Source organism: Staphylococcus sp. URHA0057, assembly GCF_000620265.1.
Classification (GTDB): Bacteria; Bacillota; Bacilli; order Staphylococcales; family Staphylococcaceae; genus Staphylococcus; species Staphylococcus pasteuri.
The window spans coordinates 114,072-131,688 of sequence record NZ_KK211096.1 but is presented as its reverse complement, the minus strand read 5'-3'; the positions used below and the strand labels follow the sequence as shown (position 1 = coordinate 131,688).

Below are 17,617 nucleotides of genomic sequence, written 5' to 3'. Positions count from 1 at the left end.
AACGACTTAATATAGTAGATGGCTGGGATAGAATGATTATGTGATTTAAATACCCAGCCACCCTATTAAGTCATATCTTGATAACTAATAGTCTCATATCGTGCGTGAATTTTATATTATCCTCCTAAAATATAAAATAGTTCTCTCACGCACGATATGGTAGTGTTAGTCTATCTCATCTCATTTATGTAGTGGGCTTAAACATTATTTAATCTCCCATGCGGTAAAGGTAATATTTCATCCCCCTTTACCAGTAGTTTTAATAAGACAGTTTATGTAAAATAGGTTCGTTTTTTCCCGAAAATTTTCAATCCTAGTATACTGACTGTCAATGTTATAAAGTCATCCCTAGTACACATAGGAAAAAAGCTCGTGAGGTTCATCCTCACGAGCTTCCCTATTTTTATAATGATTCTATGACATACTATCAACGATGACCATTTCATCGTAATTAATAGATTCTCTAAGTTTTAATGCAGTGCCTTCAGTAACTTCTTCGTCTTCTATTAATTCTCTAAGTATACGTCTTTGTTCACGCAATGCATTGAGTTTTATACGTGTTAACGTATTTTCGCTTGCAGAATTAAAGAAATTGTTTGGTGTTAAGTTATCTATACGCATTAAATAACCATCACAAATCATACCTACTTCTAATTTGTTATCATTAGTAGCTTCTTGTCCTAATCGTTTAACCACATTATAGTGAACCATCTTGTTAATTTTAACAAGTTCTAATAGGTTATCTGTAACACTTAATGAAGATGCTGAATTGATTGTTGTTTTCACACGACGTTTCAAAAGCATACCTCTAAATAATACAATGAGTCGACGTATTAATGAAGCTTGTCGATATACTTGTGTACGTTCAGCATAACGCATATAGTTTTCTAAAATACTATTAGTGATATCTCCGTCATCAACTAATTGTTCCAATGTTTTCGTTTCTACGTTAAATGCAATTTTTTGAAGTCTTTCAAGTTCTTTAGAGTTTTCATCATCTTTCTCTACTGATTTTAAGAATGTTAATTTATCATGATATTCCTTAATCACGTTACCATATCGATAACTTGTTTCAAAAGTTGATCTTTGATTTAGGTAATCTATAACATGTTCTAAAATGTAAATTCTTGCCTCTTTGAAATTCATACTACCTACTTTTACTTCAGGCGCATTAGCAGTTACAAATGGTAATAATAGTTGAGCAGCAACTAAACTTATAATAATCATTCCTGAAGCAATAAATAACAAATCGTTACGATAAGAAAAATCTTGATGATTAGCTAAATAATACGGTAGTGTCAACGCAATGGCCAGTGAAATTGTTCCGTGAACACCACATAAAGTCATAATCAAAGCATATAAACTTCGCTTAGGTGGCTTTTCTGTTGTGTTATTGCCATCATCGTCTTGACTAATCATTTTTTGGAATGGACTGACTGATAAATAAAAATAAGGATACAATACATAAACCCATAAAAATCTAAACAGATAAACAGCCAATGCTACGAGAACAGTTATGACAATTAAAAAGATCAAATTGTGTGGTTCTGTTTTAATAATATTAATCACAACTTCAGGAACTAAAAATCCTAATATTGAAAATACAAAACCGTTTAAGACATATCCCAAAATATTCCATGTATGGTTATAACTCATTTGTAATCTTGTACGTGTTTGTGCAATTCTATCACGTTCAAAGCCGTGAACTAAGCCTGCTAACACTGCGGCGATAATACCAGAAGCATGGAATAATTCTGCCACTAAATATGTAACGAATGGTGTTAATAATTGAATAAACGTAAACATATTAATGTTTTCTATTCCACGGCGCATTAACGTCAATCTAAAACGAACTAATGCCATTCCAATAAGCAATCCTACAATTGCACCGCCTATAGAAGCAACTAGAAATTGCTCAATAGATTCCATTATTGAGAACGTTCCAGTTACAAGTACTCCAACTGCAATTTTAAATGAAATGATACCGGCAGCATCATTTAATAATGATTCACCTTCTAATATCGTCATTGCACCTTTAGGTAACACTTTCCCATTTGTAATTGCTTGCACGGCAACTGCATCAGTAGGACATAAAATTGCTGCTATAGCAAAAGCTGCACCCGTTGGTAATTCTGGCCATATCCAATGAATGAAAAATCCTACGCCCACTACAGTAGTAATAACAAGACCTAACGCCATCATCATAACTGGTTTTATATATTTTCTTAAATGGACCCTTGAGACATTAACGCCTTCTACAAATAGTAGCGGTGCGATAAGTGCGACCATAAATAATTCCGAATCAAAATTAAACTCAACAGGAATTGGAGTGATAAATAATAGCATACCTAAAGCAATTTGAATGAATGCTAATGGTACTTTCGGCATAAATGTATGAACAAATGAACTAATAATAACAACGCCGACAAATATAAGTAATGTTTCAAATATTTCCAAACTTTCACCTCTTTAATAAATTATTTTTGGGATGAAAATTAAGTAAAAAATAATGGAATTGATGTACTTCAGGGGTTAAATAAAGTAGAAGCGATTATTAAATAAAAAGCAAAACGTATATAACGGCATAATTGAATCCATTTGATAATTAAGCAGTAAGAATTCAATTAAGTTATCACAAATTGGTTTTATCAATACATCAATAATATAAATATTAATTGAAAAGTAAACACATAGAGTCTAAACGAATTTTATGATTTTGGAATGTTAAAGTACTGCACTGGTTAACAATAACGTCCAATATCAAAAGCCCAAACGTCACACTTTAAAGTTCCAAACTCATAAAACATTTTTATCACTTTCCAATAAATAACTACTTAAATTCACAATTTTCCTTGTTCAATATTTTATCATTATTTTACATAATACTTAAATAAATCGCACCTTTATTTCTCATATTTTTCTGACAAATATAAAAGCAATTAAACACTTATTTTTTAAAGTGTCCAATTGCTTTATTTCTTTTCCACAAATTATTTATAGAGCTTCTTCTTATCTTTATAATATAATTTTTCTCTTCTTTCTTCTCTCAATTTTGCTCGTGTTTTTAATTCTTCAGGCGAATTGAATTCATCTTGGCTGAGTAAAATCGAAGACTGTCTTGGCACATCATCTTTTCTATACATATAGGCGCCATTTCGATAAGCAGCACGCGCTACCAAATGCATTCCAACTGGAGATGTTAAATTAATAAAAACAAGTGATAATAATAATCTAACACTGAAGAATCCAGCATTCATAGTAAAGTAGATTAATACACCAATGATAGTCAATAATACAGACAAAGTAGAACTTTTCGTTGATGCATGACTACGTAAGAAGACATCTTGGAATTTCACAATACCTATTGCACTAATCAATGCGATAATACTACCTAGAAAAATTAAAATAGCAGAGATGAGGCTAACGATTTCTTTTATTGTTTCCATTGAAAACGCGACCTCCTCCAATAAATCTAGAAATGGATACTGAACTAACAAATGAAATAATGGCTATTAACATAATTGAATCTAGAAATGATACAGTATCCATAATGACACTAATGACACCAACGATCGACATCACAACTGCACTTGTCGCATCGAATGAAACAACTCTATCAGCAGTGGTTGGTCCTTTAATTAATCTAAGCAGACATATTAATAATGCAATACCAAATATAACCAGAGCTGAAATAATAAAAAATTGAGTCAAAGCCTGTATCATCGTGTCACCTCCAAGATTAAATCTTCATATTGTTTAATATTACGTAATAAATTCTTCTTATCTTTATCTGTCACATCAATACTATGAATTAAAAACTTATTTGTGCCTTTCGATATACGTATCACTGTCGAACCTGGCGTGATAATAATCAATATAGTTAAAAATGTAATTGCCCAGTCGTTTTTCAAATTCGTTTCGTACGTTAATAAACCTGGGTTCATATCTTTAGTTTTAAATAAAATATAATTAATTGTACTAATACTAGCTGTAATCAATTGATATAAATAAACCATTAAAAATTTAAAAGCAACCCATATTTTTCTTAAATAAAATTCTTGTCCGAAAAAACGATGTAAAATATAAATCACGATAATACCAATTAGATAGCCTGAGAAGAAGGTTGTAAACTTGAATTCATCCTCGTCTTGGAATAATACCCACAAAAATGCAATAACAATATTTAGTACGACTTGATTCATCTAGTTACTTCCCTCCTTCAAATGTGTATTAACGTTTTGATGGAATTTATGTTCATCCATATTTAGTGATGTAGCATTTTCAGTCACTTGTAATACAAGCGGTGCCGCAATACCCATTAATAAAACGACTGCAACGAGTATACCTAGAATACCTGTACGATATTTAGGTATCTTCTTGAAGTCTACTTCTTCACCATCTTGATCGCCAAAATACATCACAAATAATATTCTAAACAAGCTATACATAGCGATTAAACTTGTCACGATCATTAAACCTAGTCCAATGTAGTTACCATTTTCAATTGCACCTTTAAAAATAAGTACTTTTCCTGGAAATCCACTAAATGGAGGTACACCGCCAATAGCTAAAATCATAACGACAAATGCTATTCCAAAAAATGGCTCACGTTTGGCAAGTCCGCTCAAGTAATGATATTGACGATAGCCTGAAATGTAAACTAGACTACCTACAATGAAAAATAATAACGTTTTAACGATAATATCATTTGCTAAATAGAAAATAGCACCATTCACACCTGAAAAAGTGTGTGAACCTAAACCAAGAATGACAAATCCAATTGATAAAATAACTTGGTAGGCAGCGATTTTTTTAATATCTTTATAAGCTAATACACCAAAAGCGCCTATTATCATCGTTAAACATGACATAAAAATAAGTAGTGGATGCGTCACATTTTCATGATGATGGAAGATTAATGTAAAGAAACGTATTAATGCATAAGCACCTACTTTAGTCATTAATGCTGCAAATAGCGCTGCTAGTTCTGTATTTAATACTGCATATGCTTTAGGTAACCACATGAATATGACAAGTGCTGCTTTAGAACTGAATGCAACAAGAAATATAAGTGAAATCATTGTCACAGTTTGATTATCTTGCATATGACTCAATCTCAATGCAACATGTGAGAAATTAAGTGTTCCTACCGTCTTATATAACAAACCAATTGCGAAAAGTAAGAACCATGATCCAATAATATTTAATACGACATAAATAATGGCAGCACGTAATTGTTCTACAGATTGACCTAGCGTAACAAGTACAAAAGATGCAAGTAACATAATTTCAAACATCACATATAAATTAAATAAATCAGAAGTTAAGAATGCACCTATGACACCTACAGTTAAAAACAGAATAAATGATGGTAAATGAAATCGATTGACACGTTGTTCACCTCGACCAAATCCATATGCCATGATTAAAGTAACGACAAAAGATGTTATGGTTACCATTAATAAACTTAATGAATCACCTAAAAACTGTATTCCAAATGGCGCTTTCCAACCCCCAAAGTCTAATGTGATGGGATGATGATTCATTACATAAATTAGTAATAATAATGAGATAATCGTATTCACTATCATTGTATTGATACAAAGAAATTTCGATACTTTATTTTTATCTTTGATAAATACTAGTATTAAAGCGCAAAGAAATGGGAGTAACATTGGCAATATTAATAAATTACTCATTATCTTCTTCACCCCTTAATACATTGATTTCATCTTCTTTTGTTACACGATATGTTCTATAAATTAATACAAGTAAAAATGCCGTCATACCAAATCCAATAACAATCGCTGTTAATACAATTGCTTGTAGTAGTGGATCCACAAAATGTTGATGACCGCCCTTAATAAGTGCTTCAGACATTCCAGGACCATATTGACCCATACTCATAATAATCAGATTACCGGCATGCGTATATATGGAAATACCAATAACAATTCTAATTAAATTAACCGATAGAATCATATACGTACCAATAAATACTAAAAATCCTATTACTAATAATAAAATGAGATTCATGATTTACCCCCACTTATTGATAGCATCACCGTTACAATAACACCAACAACGGTTAGTAATATGCCTAGTTCAAATAAAGTCACAGTAGTCGCATGAACGTGACCTATTAGAGGTAAAGCAATATCCGCTTCAGTTTGGTATAAAAATGGCTTCCCGAAAAATGTTGGGACAATAGCAGTCATTACTGAAACTAAAGAACCTATAATCATTAACTTTTTAAAATCAATTGGCAAACTAATCAGTACCTGTTTAACATCAAACGCAAGGAACATAAGAATAAATGCCGAACTGAAAATCAAGCCACCAATAAATCCACCACCTGGATTATTGTGTCCCGCAAAGAACACATAGAATCCAAATGTTAATAAGATAAACACAACAATCTTAGTTACCGTTCGTAGCACTACATCATTCTCTTTCATCTTGTCCCCTCCGATCTTTATAAGTTAATAATGTATAAATCCCAAGTCCTGCGATAATCAATACTAGACCTTCAAATAAAGTATCTAGTGCTCTGAAATCTCCTAGGATAGCGTTAACTATATTTTTACCAACAGTTAATTTATCTGCATTTTCATAGAATTTAGATATTGTTGGCATACCGTCAGTTTGCTGAGTAATGAATATGAGTGAAACAACAGTAACCGCAGTAATCAATGACACAATGATTTTGATTGTTTCTTTTTTAATATTCGCTTTTGCTCTCGGAACGTTAGGTAATCTAGAAAAACTAACGATAAATAGTATAGTCGTTATTGTTTCAACTACTAGTTGTGTCAATGCTAAATCAGGTGCTTTCATCGCAATGAAGAATAATGTCACAGCGAATCCTATAACACCATTTAACACAACCATTGTCAGACGTTGTCTAATAAATATAAGTACAATTCCGATAATCAATGTAACAATTGATAAAATAACTTCTAATGGTCCAAAAGTAGATACATGTAACTCATGTACATGTGGAAAGCCTACACGAATATAGCCATACATAATTATGGCAACAAAGATGAGCAAAGTAATGATAATGTAGTGGTTAAGTTTGTTTTTCATCAACATTCTTATACTATATCCAGAATAAGCTTCAAACTTTCTATAAATAGCCATATAAGTATCTGTTATAGAAGCATGTTTGATTAATTTGTGTGTTAAAGATTTCCACTCTACCATTAAAGCTAAAGCTATACCTACAACGATGACAATAATACTTAAAATAAGTGGTAAATTAACGCCGTGCCATTGTGAAATATGCGGTGCGATGTTATCCACTTGTGTACCTTTAGCTGTAACTGATCTTAAGGCTGGTAAAATGATGTGCTGACCAAAAAGATTAGGAATAACGAATATAATTGGTATTAATATCATTAATACTAATGCGGGCAAACTAAACGCTACAGGTTCATGAATATTCTTCTTAGTAAAATAATCTTTATTAAATTTGCCCCAAAATGTTTCTTTAATCATGTAAAGTGCATAGGTAAAGGTAAAGATACTAGCTATTACACCTATAGCAACAACAATAATCGTTAATGTAATATCAAATTGGTCTAAATGTATAGCCTTTACTAATGAATCAAAAAACATTTCTTTACTTAAAAATCCGTTTAAAAATGGCACTCCTGCCATAGATAATGCTGCTAGTAACATTGTGATATGCATTTTAGGGAACAGTTTACGCATTCCATTTAAATAACGTATGTCTCTCGTTCCAGCTTCATGATCGATTATACCTACACCCATGAATAACGCACATTTAAAAATAGCGTGATTCATTAAATGAAATAATCCGGCAAATAATACTAAAACATAATACTCTGATAATGAATCTGAAGGATGTTGTGCATAACCGCCGCCAATTCCTACCATTGACATCATCATGCCTAATTGACTAATAGTTGAATACGCTAAAATCCCTTTTAAATCGTATTGTCTTAAAGCTGTAATAGAACCAAATAACATAGTTATTAAACCTACAAATGTCACAATATAAATATAGACATCACTTAATCCTAATACTGGAGTAAAACGGAATAATAAGAAAATACCCGCTTTTACCATAGTAGCTGAATGAAGATAGGCACTAACTGGGGTTGGTGCAGCCATTGCTTTAGGTAGCCATACATGAAATGGAAATTGTGCAGATTTGGTAAAGGCACCTAATAATATCATTAACATCATTGGCATAAATAAAGGATGATTAATAATATGATGACGTTGTTCAATAATCTCTGTAATCGTATTTGTTCCGGTCATCAAATACAACATAATAAATCCTGTCAATAATGCTAATCCGCCAAATACAGTTATCATGAAGGATTGTATAGCTCCCAACTGACTATTACCATTATCATACCAATAGGATATAAGTAAAAATGATGAAACACTTGTTAACTCCCAAAAGATATACATCAAAATGGTATTATTTGAAAGCACAATTCCTAACATACTAAACATAAATAATAATAAATAAAAGAAGAATCTAGGTAGGTTATCCGTATGAGGCGATAAATATTGAGTAGCATAGAAAAATACCGCTACACCTATAAGTGAAATAATTAAAGCAAACATTAAACTGAGTCCATCTAGCCTCAAGTCAAAGTTAATATCTAGCGAAGTCATCCATGGAATATGCAACGTAATCATATGTTGCTGAACAATCTGTGGTATCTTCGCAATAAAATAGATTGATGAAATAATAGGGGCACATAGTGCTATATAACCTGCCAACGCATTCATTTTACGATGTAACATGGACAATAGCACTAGACCCATAATGGCTACTAATATCACCATTAGGTTTAACAAGCCCATCAAAAGCCTCCTTTTTAATTTATAAATTCAACGCAATAACAGTATTATTATGAGTTTTATCTTTAATACCAATAAACTTCATCGTTTCATGCGTTGTTTGGTGTCCTAAATATTTTTGAATAATAGAAATAGAAATACCTGATTGATAAGCGTGATAGGCAAATGTCTTTCTAAGTGTAGTTAACCCAACATGCGGTATATTAGATTCTTCAGCTGCCTTATGAATAATGCGATATGCTTGTTGCCTAGATAATCCCTTACCGGTTCTTAATGATTGGAATATAAGTTTATCTTCCTGAATTTGATAATGATTAATATAATCTTGTAACTCATTTCTTAAATCTGGGGGCAATAAAATTTGTATAGAGGGGTCAACATTGTCAATCCAAGTTGATTTGATATTTCCACTTTCAACTGACTTTAGTCTATGGACTTTCATATTTAATAATTCACATAACTTAACACCTGTATGTATCGCAAATTTAAATAATAAATAATCTCTTTGTGAACGAGATCGCAATATAGTGTACATTTTTTGTATGTCTTCTGTATTTCTAATAGGTTCTACTTGATTCATACGTCCTCCTGAAAAAAGTTTCTTATTCAATGATAAATCATATTTATGTAACATTAAAGCAGTTTGCTTAAAAATAAATTAATAAATAGTGTCCCTTTTAAAATTTACTTTCGATATATAAAGTGAAAGGAGGTCATTACAATGAATGAAGTTAACCAACTTGTAGTTGTTTTAACACGTGTCACTTATGATTCAGAAGGTAAAGCAACTCAACACAAACGTCGTTTTTCAAATTTAAAGCCCACTGCTACAGATGAACAAATCAAAACGTTTTCTTCTATTATTGAACGATTAACTGGAGAATCATTCGATAAAGTTGAAGCAATTAGAACTCAAGCATTAGTATAGGAGGACTAACATGAAGACTACATTAGATCTTGTATTCAAAAATCAATTAGACAAACCTGTTAAGTTACAAATACCCGAAAATGACAGCTCTATAACTGAACAAATTGCAAAAGAATGTATGAAACAGTTATTAAAGTTAGATATTTTAAAATCAACTGAAGGCCCAATTAATAAAATCTATGCAGCGTATATCGTAACTAAAAATACTCAAATTCTTTTTGAAAACAAATAGATAGTGCCAATTTGATATTTAAACCGCTTCTCACTGAACAATGATTCAGTAAGAAGCGTTTTTTTATTATCATAGAATATGAATATTATGACCTCATATTTCTCTATATGATTTAACGCCATCTATTTTATATAACCCTTATTTCCGTTATAATTAATTCACTATATAAGAAATGAGTGACACACAATATGGCTTTTCTATACTTTTTAGGTATTTTTGTAGGTATGTTAATCCCAATACAGACTTCAGTGAATTCAAGACTTAGTCAATATACGAAGTCTTCTTTTTATGCTTCAACAATTTCTTTCGGTGTTGGCACAGTATGTTTAATTATTCTTAATTTAATCATTAATCCTCAAATGTTGGCGCCAAGCTTCCTTACTCATCAAGACATCAATTATCATTGGTTTATCGGTGGTTTATTAGGTGTATGTTTCTTAACAGGAAATTTATTATTATTACCTAGACTTGGTGCTGCGCTTACAGTAGTCATTACTGTGGCTGGTCAGATTATCATGGGTGTCACAATTGATACGTTAGGTTTGTTTGGTGCAAATGAACAATCATTCACCCTTTTTAAAGCCGTTGGAATTGTATTATTACTCATCGGTATATTATTAATGAATCAAATACCTAAAGACAAATTAATGGGGAAATCTAATTCTCGTTTATATATATGGTTAATTGTAGGATTTATTTTTGGTTGCGCACCTCCTATACAAACTACAATTAATAGTGCGTTAGCTAAAGAAGTTGATTCTTCTTTCTTTGCTTCCCTCGTCTCGTTCACTATAGGTACTATCGCTTTATTGATTTTAACTCTTATATTCCATAAAAGTTTAAAAGTACATCGTTCACATGAAAAATTAGGTCAAATTAAACCTGTTTATTTTGTCGGTGGTGTATTAGGTATGGCATTTGTCACTTCAAACATCGTATTAATGCCTTTTCTAGGTGCCGCTCTGACAACTATTGTAGGTATGCTAGGTCAAATGTTAATGGGTGTCATTATCGACCACTTTGGTTTACTAGGTACGCCTAAAAATAAGATCACTCTTCGTAAATGCATAGGATTAGTCTGTATCGCAATTGGCATTATACTATTACGTTTATTCTAATCGAGTTCTATTTATGAACTCGATTTTTATTTATTTCATTCATATTAACAATAAATTTATACAAAATTAAAATCTAATTTAATTTCAATATACCTCAATATAATATTGTATTGTATAATATATCCATCTATTTCCACGAGGTGAACTTATTGAATTTAAAAAAACTAACTATTTTTATTTTATCCATTCTATTGTTAATTATTTCTCTCTACTTTGGATTTTACTTCTATCATTCTTCTCAACAACAATCTCAATCCAACCAATTCAAAACTATAAAGGTTAAACATAAGCTTTTATTATCTACAATAGGCACTCAAGAAGCAGTCAAAAGTTTTAACATTTACTATAATGATCAACTTGGTTACATCAACCAATTCTTAGTTAAACATCAATCAAGTATCAAAAAAGATACACCCCTATTCGAATATTTTAACCCCTCTAAACAAAAACAACTTGAGCAACAACAACATTTAACCCTTTCTCAAATCCAAAAAGCATATCCCAAGTTATCGATTCAACAACAACAACAATTACTTGAAAGAACTTTAATGACATCACAATTTGTTAAAGATAAATCTGAAACCCGTACAACTATTTATTCTCCAATTTCTGGAAAAGTACACTTTTTTACTCAATCACCTTCAAAAAGTAACAACAAAATAATGCAAATTAATAGCCAGGAGCGCATCATCCGTGCTAATATATCAGAATCCGAAAAAGATAAATTAAGAATTAATCAAGATATTTCAATCTATTCTAATGATAAAAAAAGTTTTATAGGAAAAATAAAATATATCTCAGATATTCCACAACAAATTAAAAGTAACCAATCCACGTACCAAATTGAAATATCAACTCAACAACATTTCGCTATTGGTACACACTTTAAAATCAAACTTTTCTCAAATGATATTCTCGTCCCTAAAACAGCATTAATTGATAATAAATATGTACTTGTACAATTAGGTCATCGTTTAGTTAAACGACAAGTTACATATCAATTAACAGACCAAAAAAATATGATTAATGTTACTCAAGGGTTAATGTTAAATGAAAAGGTCGTTGAAGCACCTTCAAAGTCACTACAAAGTTCTTATAAATAATTTATTTGTAATAATTATTGCAAAAACTTTACTTTTCAGTTGTTTTTTTATTAAATTACAGAAAATTTGAATTTGTTATGATAAATTTGTAATTGAAAAATGCTATATATATGAAAAAATGTTATACCATAATCAATAATTAGTTTTATAAACACTTATTTGTTTACTTCTTAAATTTATTTAGTTATAATTAACTAAATAATATAGCATTAAATATATTTTTTTAAATAAATTTAATACTAAATTATGGCAGACACTTCATATTTTTCAAAAAAGAGATATAAATATATAAAATCGGGTAAAGACACTTATAAAGGTATATGTAAGTGTATATAAATAGGGAGGTTTCAGTAATGGCTATTTCAAAAATAAATGATTGCTTCGAGTTACTAGCAATGGTCACTTATGCTGACAAATTAAAAAGTATTATCAAAAAAGAATTTTCAATTAGCTTTGAAGAATTCGCAGTTTTAACTTATATTAGTGAACACAAAGAAGAGGAATATTACCTTAAAGATATTATTAACCATTTAAACTATAAACAACCACAAGTTGTTAAAGCGGTTAAAAACTTATCACAAGAAGATTATTTCGATAAAAAACGTAACGAACATGATGAAAGAACTGTATTAATCTTAGTTAATACTAAACAACGTAAAAAAATTGATGAATTATTAAAACGTGTTAATAATCGTATTACAGAAGCAAACGACGAAAACGAAGTATAAGTCTCGTATTGAAGTATAGCTTTGTTAAAAGATACGCATATTTTAGCTACCAACTTAATATACTTTAATGTACGTATCTATTTTGCTTACCTATCTTGATAAAGATAGGTATTTTTTAATGATGAATTGTTTGGAAGATGATTAAAATGTGTCTGACATTAAAAAGGTTACTTATCATGATTTAGCATGATAAGTAACCTTTTTTGCTTATCTAAATAAACTATTTAGATATCCAATGTTCAATTGAACTTATAAAATCTAAGTATACATTTATAAATTTTTCTGGCTCTTCAATATGTGGTGCATGTCCTGACTCATTGAATATCATTTTAGTAATATTTTCAAAATGATCATCAACACAATAATTGATTTTATCTTTAATTAACGGATCATAGAAACCATTTATAATTAATGTTGGTACGTTAACCAACTGTGTAGCTTCTTGTTCTTCTGCATTAGAAGATATTAGAGCTCTAATCGCTATAGCACTTTCTTCTGCTGAAGGTCTGCTATACATTCTTTGATCTTGAAACCATTTCATTGTATTATCTTGTTCTTTAAATAGAAATGGAAATAATAATAACAACGCTTCGGATTTATTAAAACCAGCAACTAAATCTTGATGATCCACCATCAATTGTGTGAAACCATGAGCAATATCCTCCCTTTTAGAAGAAATCGCAGTTAACGAAATGGTTTTAAAAGGATATTTTTCGGTGAAACGTTTTCCAATTAATCCGCCCATATCATGTCCTAAAATATGTGCCGAGCTTATGTCTAATTGATCCATTAACATATATAAGTCTTCAATGTGATCTTCTAAATCATACACTTCACATCGTGACGATTTCCCATGACCACGTACATCATAAGTTATGACTCTATAGCGGTCACTTAATTGTTCAGATAATTGTTTAAATGCTGCTAAGTTGCCATCTAATCCATGAATTAATACGATGGGAATGCCTTGCCCTACATCACGATAAGCAATTTCAATTTCATTGCTTAATTGAACTTTATCCATAGTGGCACCTCCCTTTAGTAATTACTATACCCATTTGAAAATATCTTTACGCCAATATTTAGAAGTTCTTAACAATTTATTGTTTAGAACTTCTTATGCATGAGCTTTAGCTCAGGCGTTCCTCTGCAACTTAGTAATTTTATTACTTAGAACTTCTTAGGGCGCTACTCTGAAATCTCTGATTTCTTAGTGTTGCCCCCGCAATGATGATTAGATAGTATTCAACTTACTTTAACCTTATAAATTTCTTGTTACATTTTTTCATTTAAATGTACGAGCCTGGGACATAAAACAATGTCTCAGGCTACATTTAGTGTTCAAATAAAATAAAGAAAAGCCTTCATAAGACTTTTTCTTAATGAAGGCTTTAATATAGATTTATTAACTTTTTGTACGTTCTGATAATTTAATAGTGCAGTAAATAATTAATATCACTAATAAAATCCAAATGACTAATGAAAATATTTGTGCAACATCTGAATTTGAAACCATAGCATCAATCGTTTTTTGACAAACTAGCAATCCCAAACCAGTAAATTCTAATTTTCTAAAATAAATTCCGATTATAGCTAAAACAATTCCGACAAAGAAAACAAATTGATGACCATATATTGATATTGGAATAATCGACCAATTAAAATGGAAACCTTGCATCGTAATGAGTATAATCGCAATTGCTGCTATAATAAATCCAAATATCATTTCAAACCGGTTACTGTAGAGATAGTTCTTTTTATTAATTCTGACATAAATCCAAATTGATAATGGAAAAATAACTAAACAATAAAATAGACTGATACCAGTAATCGCCTGAAATTGAACATACTGTTTATCATATAAATAAGAAATCAGAATAAAATTAATGATAAAAAAGATAATAGGATTAAGTTCAAGAGCAAATAAATTACGTTGAATAATCAATATAATTTGTGCTGGAGATTTACCTCTATATTCTATATAATCTTGGTCTTTGGCTTCTGACTTTTGGATATCTACACGAAACTTTTCTTTTATATCATCAATTAGATTAGGCGACATACCTTTATGACTGAAATAGTCATTGATATTTTCAAGTAAAACTTTATCATTTACCCTCATATTAAGCTCCTTTAATAACACTTTCTTGATGTTCATTTTATTCGATAAACTACTTAAGAAGAAAACTTAAGCATACTATTTTCACTCTATACATAAATTTTAAAATATTAAACACGCTTTAATTACTATCAATATAGCATTGTAACATAATATTTTCGTGATTTCTTTACACTTAAATTTAATTTTATACTAATGGTTAAGTTTATCCTAGATAAAATAAACTAATTTTATTTATTCAAAACACAAAATAACCGACAAACATATATTCAAAATATTGATGTACACCTTTAAAGTTGAACTAAGTTCCTAACTTTATGACATGTATATCATTTATGAATATGTTTATCGGTTATTAGCTATTTTAAACGCTATTTTATTTACCTAAATCCACTCTATAAAGTTTTACATTTTTATCTTTAGGTGAATTTGAGCTAAATTGATAGCTTGCATTTTTATCTTGGATATAACCAAAGTTACCAGTTACTTTATTATAATGTACACGGCTTACAGCACTAGGGCTTACATTTTGTTTAACTGATTTATATGTTGGTCCGTCAGCTTTATTATAAGTCATAGATACACGTGTCACGTGACCTTTATCTTTTTTGCCATCTGCTGTAACTAATAGAACGCCTTTATGTGTTCTAAATTCATAATAGTGTTCTGACCCATTTTCATTATAAGAATAAATTGGATGACTATATTTATTTAAAACACTTTGAATAGACTCGCCTATTTTAACATTTTCTAATGATTGATCGCCTTGAGTGATTTGTTGAACGGTTTGAAGTGAATTTCCAGTTGCTGCTTCAACGTGATTAACGTTTACTCCTGTGACAACTAGACCTGAAACAAGTAATGATGCCATTAGCTTTTTCATAAGCACACGCTCCTTTTTATCAATATCTCTTTCTTGTGCTTACTGTTAGTATACTATAAATATTACTAAAATGACAATAATATTACAAAAACATTACAAATTTCATTCTAAAGTCTTACATAAACCCTTCATTAAACCAATGTTTACATTGTTTATCAACGTATGTGTTGCTTGATAAATGTGGATACATCATCAATAAACTTATGTTCTTCTTCTACAAATGGATATAAACTAGAAGCACTATACACTAAAAATTCTCCGTGTACTATTAAATCTAATACTTCTTTCGCTTCTAATGTTGTTGTTCTTTCTCCATATTCTCCAGCAATAATTAGCGTCGGTGCCTCTACTTCTGAAAATACTTCAGCAATACCCTTAGATTTAAATACCTCTTCGATAGCTTGTATTTCCTCTTTTGTTGAAATAGCATTCGTATCTTCTACATGTTTTAAAAATTTATTCATTTTACGTGGTTTGTAATATTTTTTATTATTTAAAAATTTAGACTGTTCCTCATCATTCCAATTACGTATTTTATGAGCATATTTTCTAAATAATCGTTCTTCAGGTAATTCTCCCTCAACAGATGTAGGATTAACTAAAGTTAATGAAGAAACATAGTCAGGATATCTTACAGCCATATCAGATATAATCATAGTAGCTAGTTCATGGCCAATAAATGCAGCTTGGTCTATGTATATGTAATCTAATAATGCGATAATGTCATCTGAAAACTCTTTAAATACTATGTTTCTAGGCTTATCAGAGTATCCATGCCCTCTTAAATCGATCAACACCACTTGAAATGATTTAGCAAGCTTTTTAGCCAAATTATTAAAAACAGAATAATTATCGTATGCTGTATGAACAAGCACTACAGGATAACCCTCGCCTAACGTATTGTAGTGTAATGTTGTTCCATCATTTCTAGTAAATAAATCCATTAGATTGTTCTCCTTCTAAGTTAAAGTTTTTCGGTAATATATCTAATAATTCTTCGATTGTTGTAATTGTAAAATCTACTTCTTCTTTAAGAGGCTCTATTTCAGCATATTCTTGTTTATACCATACACTTACCATTCCCATGGCACGTGCAGGTGCGACATCATTTAAAGCATCGTCTCCGACATACATAATCTCCTCTGCTTTAACATCTAGTTGATCAATCATATCTTCAAATATTTTTGGATGGGGTTTTCGATAACCTACTGTTTCAGAAGTAGATAAGTAATTAATCACATGCATAATACCTAAAGAATGTAATCTGAATTGCTTTATTTTTGATTTCCCATTAGCTATAACACCAATAAGATAGTCAGCATTAGACAATCTCTCCAAAGTGTATAACGTGTCATAATAAGGAAAGACATAACGATAGAAATGCATCTCAAAGTCATTAAATAAATCTTTCCAAGTTAATCTATCAATATGAAATTGCTTTATAATTTCTTTATACAAATCCGGTTTATCATTATCTTCATCATCATCTAACTCGATAAATTTATTTTTAAAATCAGCGAGCTGTACATGGACAAAATAATCATGAAATCTTTCATATTGTTCTTCTATAAATTTCTCACGTGATTTTACTCGATCTAGCAATGTCCCCTCTAAATCAAAGACAATTGCTTTTATATGACTCAAATCCATCTTAGTAACCTC

Annotated in this window: 19 protein-coding genes; 5 read left to right on the top strand and 14 right to left on the bottom strand. The window is 30.4% G+C overall.

Annotated features, from left to right (window positions below):
• Positions 1-414: 414 nt before the first annotated feature.
• The 9 genes from N524_RS0110095 to N524_RS0110055 all read right to left on the bottom strand — a co-directional run bounded on the left by N524_RS0110095 (position 415) and on the right by N524_RS0110055 (position 9,424).
• Positions 415-2,457, bottom strand: coding sequence for a cation:proton antiporter (locus N524_RS0110095; protein ID WP_029056411.1), 2,043 nt, complete (start codon positions 2,455-2,457; stop codon positions 415-417).
• A 533-nt stretch (positions 2,458-2,990) separates the two neighbouring features.
• Complete coding sequence (gene mnhG2, locus N524_RS0110090; RefSeq protein ID WP_029056410.1) at positions 2,991-3,446, bottom strand: Na+/H+ antiporter Mnh2 subunit G; 456 nt, start codon at positions 3,444-3,446, stop codon at positions 2,991-2,993.
• Complete coding sequence (gene mnhF2, locus N524_RS0110085; RefSeq protein WP_029056409.1) at positions 3,421-3,723, bottom strand: Na+/H+ antiporter Mnh2 subunit F; 303 nt, start codon at positions 3,721-3,723, stop codon at positions 3,421-3,423. The genes mnhG2 and mnhF2 overlap by 26 nt, the downstream gene beginning before the upstream one ends.
• Positions 3,720-4,202, bottom strand: coding sequence for a Na+/H+ antiporter Mnh2 subunit E (mnhE2, locus tag N524_RS0110080; RefSeq protein WP_029056408.1), 483 nt, complete (start codon positions 4,200-4,202; stop codon positions 3,720-3,722). Before mnhE2 ends, mnhF2 begins: the two co-directional genes overlap by 4 nt.
• Positions 4,203-5,702, bottom strand: a complete 1,500-nt coding sequence (mnhD2, locus tag N524_RS0110075; RefSeq protein ID WP_119622665.1) for a Na+/H+ antiporter Mnh2 subunit D — start codon at positions 5,700-5,702, stop codon at positions 4,203-4,205.
• Positions 5,692-6,036, bottom strand: a complete 345-nt coding sequence (gene mnhC2, locus N524_RS0110070) for a Na+/H+ antiporter Mnh2 subunit C (RefSeq protein WP_017637190.1) — start codon at positions 6,034-6,036, stop codon at positions 5,692-5,694. The genes mnhD2 and mnhC2 overlap by 11 nt, the downstream gene beginning before the upstream one ends.
• The gene (gene mnhB2, locus N524_RS0110065) at positions 6,033-6,458 is read right to left on the bottom strand and encodes a Na+/H+ antiporter Mnh2 subunit B (RefSeq protein WP_017637189.1); all 426 of its coding nucleotides are present in this window, start codon (positions 6,456-6,458) and stop codon (positions 6,033-6,035) included. The genes mnhC2 and mnhB2 overlap by 4 nt, the downstream gene beginning before the upstream one ends.
• Positions 6,445-8,847: a Na+/H+ antiporter Mnh2 subunit A gene (gene mnhA2 / locus N524_RS0110060; RefSeq protein ID WP_029056406.1), complete on the bottom strand. Its 2,403-nt coding sequence runs from the start codon at positions 8,845-8,847 to the stop codon at positions 6,445-6,447. The genes mnhB2 and mnhA2 overlap by 14 nt, the downstream gene beginning before the upstream one ends.
• 19 nt (positions 8,848-8,866) lie before the next feature.
• Positions 8,867-9,424, bottom strand: a complete 558-nt coding sequence (locus tag N524_RS0110055; protein WP_017637187.1) for a tyrosine-type recombinase/integrase — start codon at positions 9,422-9,424, stop codon at positions 8,867-8,869.
• A gap of 141 nt (positions 9,425-9,565) precedes the next feature.
• Between N524_RS0110055 and sroA the strand changes: the two genes are divergently transcribed.
• From sroA to sarA, 5 genes are all read left to right on the top strand, one after another.
• Positions 9,566-9,772 (top strand): sigS mRNA-stabilizing protein SroA, encoded by a 207-nt coding sequence (gene sroA, locus N524_RS0110050; RefSeq protein ID WP_017637186.1) that lies wholly within the window; start codon positions 9,566-9,568, stop codon positions 9,770-9,772.
• A gap of 10 nt (positions 9,773-9,782) precedes the next feature.
• The gene (locus N524_RS0110045; RefSeq protein WP_017637185.1) at positions 9,783-10,004 is read left to right on the top strand and encodes a DUF2922 domain-containing protein; all 222 of its coding nucleotides are present in this window, start codon (positions 9,783-9,785) and stop codon (positions 10,002-10,004) included.
• Between the two features lie 188 nt (positions 10,005-10,192).
• Positions 10,193-11,122 (top strand): DMT family transporter, encoded by a 930-nt coding sequence (locus N524_RS0110040; protein ID WP_029056405.1) that lies wholly within the window; start codon positions 10,193-10,195, stop codon positions 11,120-11,122.
• Positions 11,123-11,271: 149 nt separating this feature from the next.
• A complete protein-coding gene (locus N524_RS0110035) occupies positions 11,272-12,225 on the top strand; it encodes an HlyD family efflux transporter periplasmic adaptor subunit (RefSeq protein ID WP_029056404.1) in 954 nt (317 codons plus the stop codon).
• 353 nt (positions 12,226-12,578) lie between these two features.
• On the top strand, positions 12,579-12,953 hold the full coding sequence (gene sarA, locus N524_RS0110030; protein WP_029056403.1) for a global transcriptional regulator SarA: 375 nt from the start codon (positions 12,579-12,581) through the stop codon (positions 12,951-12,953).
• Between the two features lie 220 nt (positions 12,954-13,173).
• Here sarA and N524_RS0110025 read toward each other — a convergent pair whose 3' ends face one another.
• The 5 genes from N524_RS0110025 to N524_RS0110005 all read right to left on the bottom strand — a co-directional run bounded on the left by N524_RS0110025 (position 13,174) and on the right by N524_RS0110005 (position 17,605).
• Positions 13,174-13,977, bottom strand: coding sequence for an alpha/beta fold hydrolase (locus N524_RS0110025; protein WP_029056402.1), 804 nt, complete (start codon positions 13,975-13,977; stop codon positions 13,174-13,176).
• 381 nt (positions 13,978-14,358) lie between these two features.
• Positions 14,359-15,075, bottom strand: coding sequence for a hypothetical protein (locus N524_RS0110020; protein WP_029056401.1), 717 nt, complete (start codon positions 15,073-15,075; stop codon positions 14,359-14,361).
• A gap of 373 nt (positions 15,076-15,448) precedes the next feature.
• Complete coding sequence (locus N524_RS0110015; protein WP_017636350.1) at positions 15,449-15,955, bottom strand: SA0570 family protein; 507 nt, start codon at positions 15,953-15,955, stop codon at positions 15,449-15,451.
• Positions 15,956-16,110: 155 nt separating this feature from the next.
• On the bottom strand, positions 16,111-16,899 hold the full coding sequence (locus N524_RS0110010) for an alpha/beta fold hydrolase (protein ID WP_029056400.1): 789 nt from the start codon (positions 16,897-16,899) through the stop codon (positions 16,111-16,113).
• Complete coding sequence (locus N524_RS0110005) at positions 16,883-17,605, bottom strand: HAD family hydrolase (RefSeq protein WP_029056399.1); 723 nt, start codon at positions 17,603-17,605, stop codon at positions 16,883-16,885. Before N524_RS0110005 ends, N524_RS0110010 begins: the two co-directional genes overlap by 17 nt.
• Between the last annotated feature and the right edge of the window lie 12 nt (positions 17,606-17,617).

Coding starts and splice junctions, on each gene's coding strand:
- mnhG2 (WP_029056410.1), bottom strand. CDS start 3,446: ATGGAAACAATAAAAGAAATCGTTAGCCTCATCTCTGCTATTTTAATT.
- mnhF2 (WP_029056409.1), bottom strand. CDS start 3,723: ATGATACAGGCTTTGACTCAATTTTTTATTATTTCAGCTCTGGTTATA.
- mnhE2 (WP_029056408.1), bottom strand. CDS start 4,202: ATGAATCAAGTCGTACTAAATATTGTTATTGCATTTTTGTGGGTATTA.
- mnhC2 (WP_017637190.1), bottom strand. CDS start 6,036: ATGAATCTCATTTTATTATTAGTAATAGGATTTTTAGTATTTATTGGT.
- mnhB2 (WP_017637189.1), bottom strand. CDS start 6,458: ATGAAAGAGAATGATGTAGTGCTACGAACGGTAACTAAGATTGTTGTG.
- mnhA2 (WP_029056406.1), bottom strand. CDS start 8,847: ATGGGCTTGTTAAACCTAATGGTGATATTAGTAGCCATTATGGGTCTA.
- N524_RS0110055 (WP_017637187.1), bottom strand. CDS start 9,424: ATGAATCAAGTAGAACCTATTAGAAATACAGAAGACATACAAAAAATG.
- sroA (WP_017637186.1), top strand. CDS start 9,566: ATGAATGAAGTTAACCAACTTGTAGTTGTTTTAACACGTGTCACTTAT.
- N524_RS0110045 (WP_017637185.1), top strand. CDS start 9,783: ATGAAGACTACATTAGATCTTGTATTCAAAAATCAATTAGACAAACCT.
- N524_RS0110040 (WP_029056405.1), top strand. CDS start 10,193: ATGGCTTTTCTATACTTTTTAGGTATTTTTGTAGGTATGTTAATCCCA.
- sarA (WP_029056403.1), top strand. CDS start 12,579: ATGGCTATTTCAAAAATAAATGATTGCTTCGAGTTACTAGCAATGGTC.
- N524_RS0110025 (WP_029056402.1), bottom strand. CDS start 13,977: ATGGATAAAGTTCAATTAAGCAATGAAATTGAAATTGCTTATCGTGAT.
- N524_RS0110020 (WP_029056401.1), bottom strand. CDS start 15,075: ATGAGGGTAAATGATAAAGTTTTACTTGAAAATATCAATGACTATTTC.
- N524_RS0110015 (WP_017636350.1), bottom strand. CDS start 15,955: ATGAAAAAGCTAATGGCATCATTACTTGTTTCAGGTCTAGTTGTCACA.
- N524_RS0110010 (WP_029056400.1), bottom strand. CDS start 16,899: ATGGATTTATTTACTAGAAATGATGGAACAACATTACACTACAATACG.
- N524_RS0110005 (WP_029056399.1), bottom strand. CDS start 17,605: ATGGATTTGAGTCATATAAAAGCAATTGTCTTTGATTTAGAGGGGACA.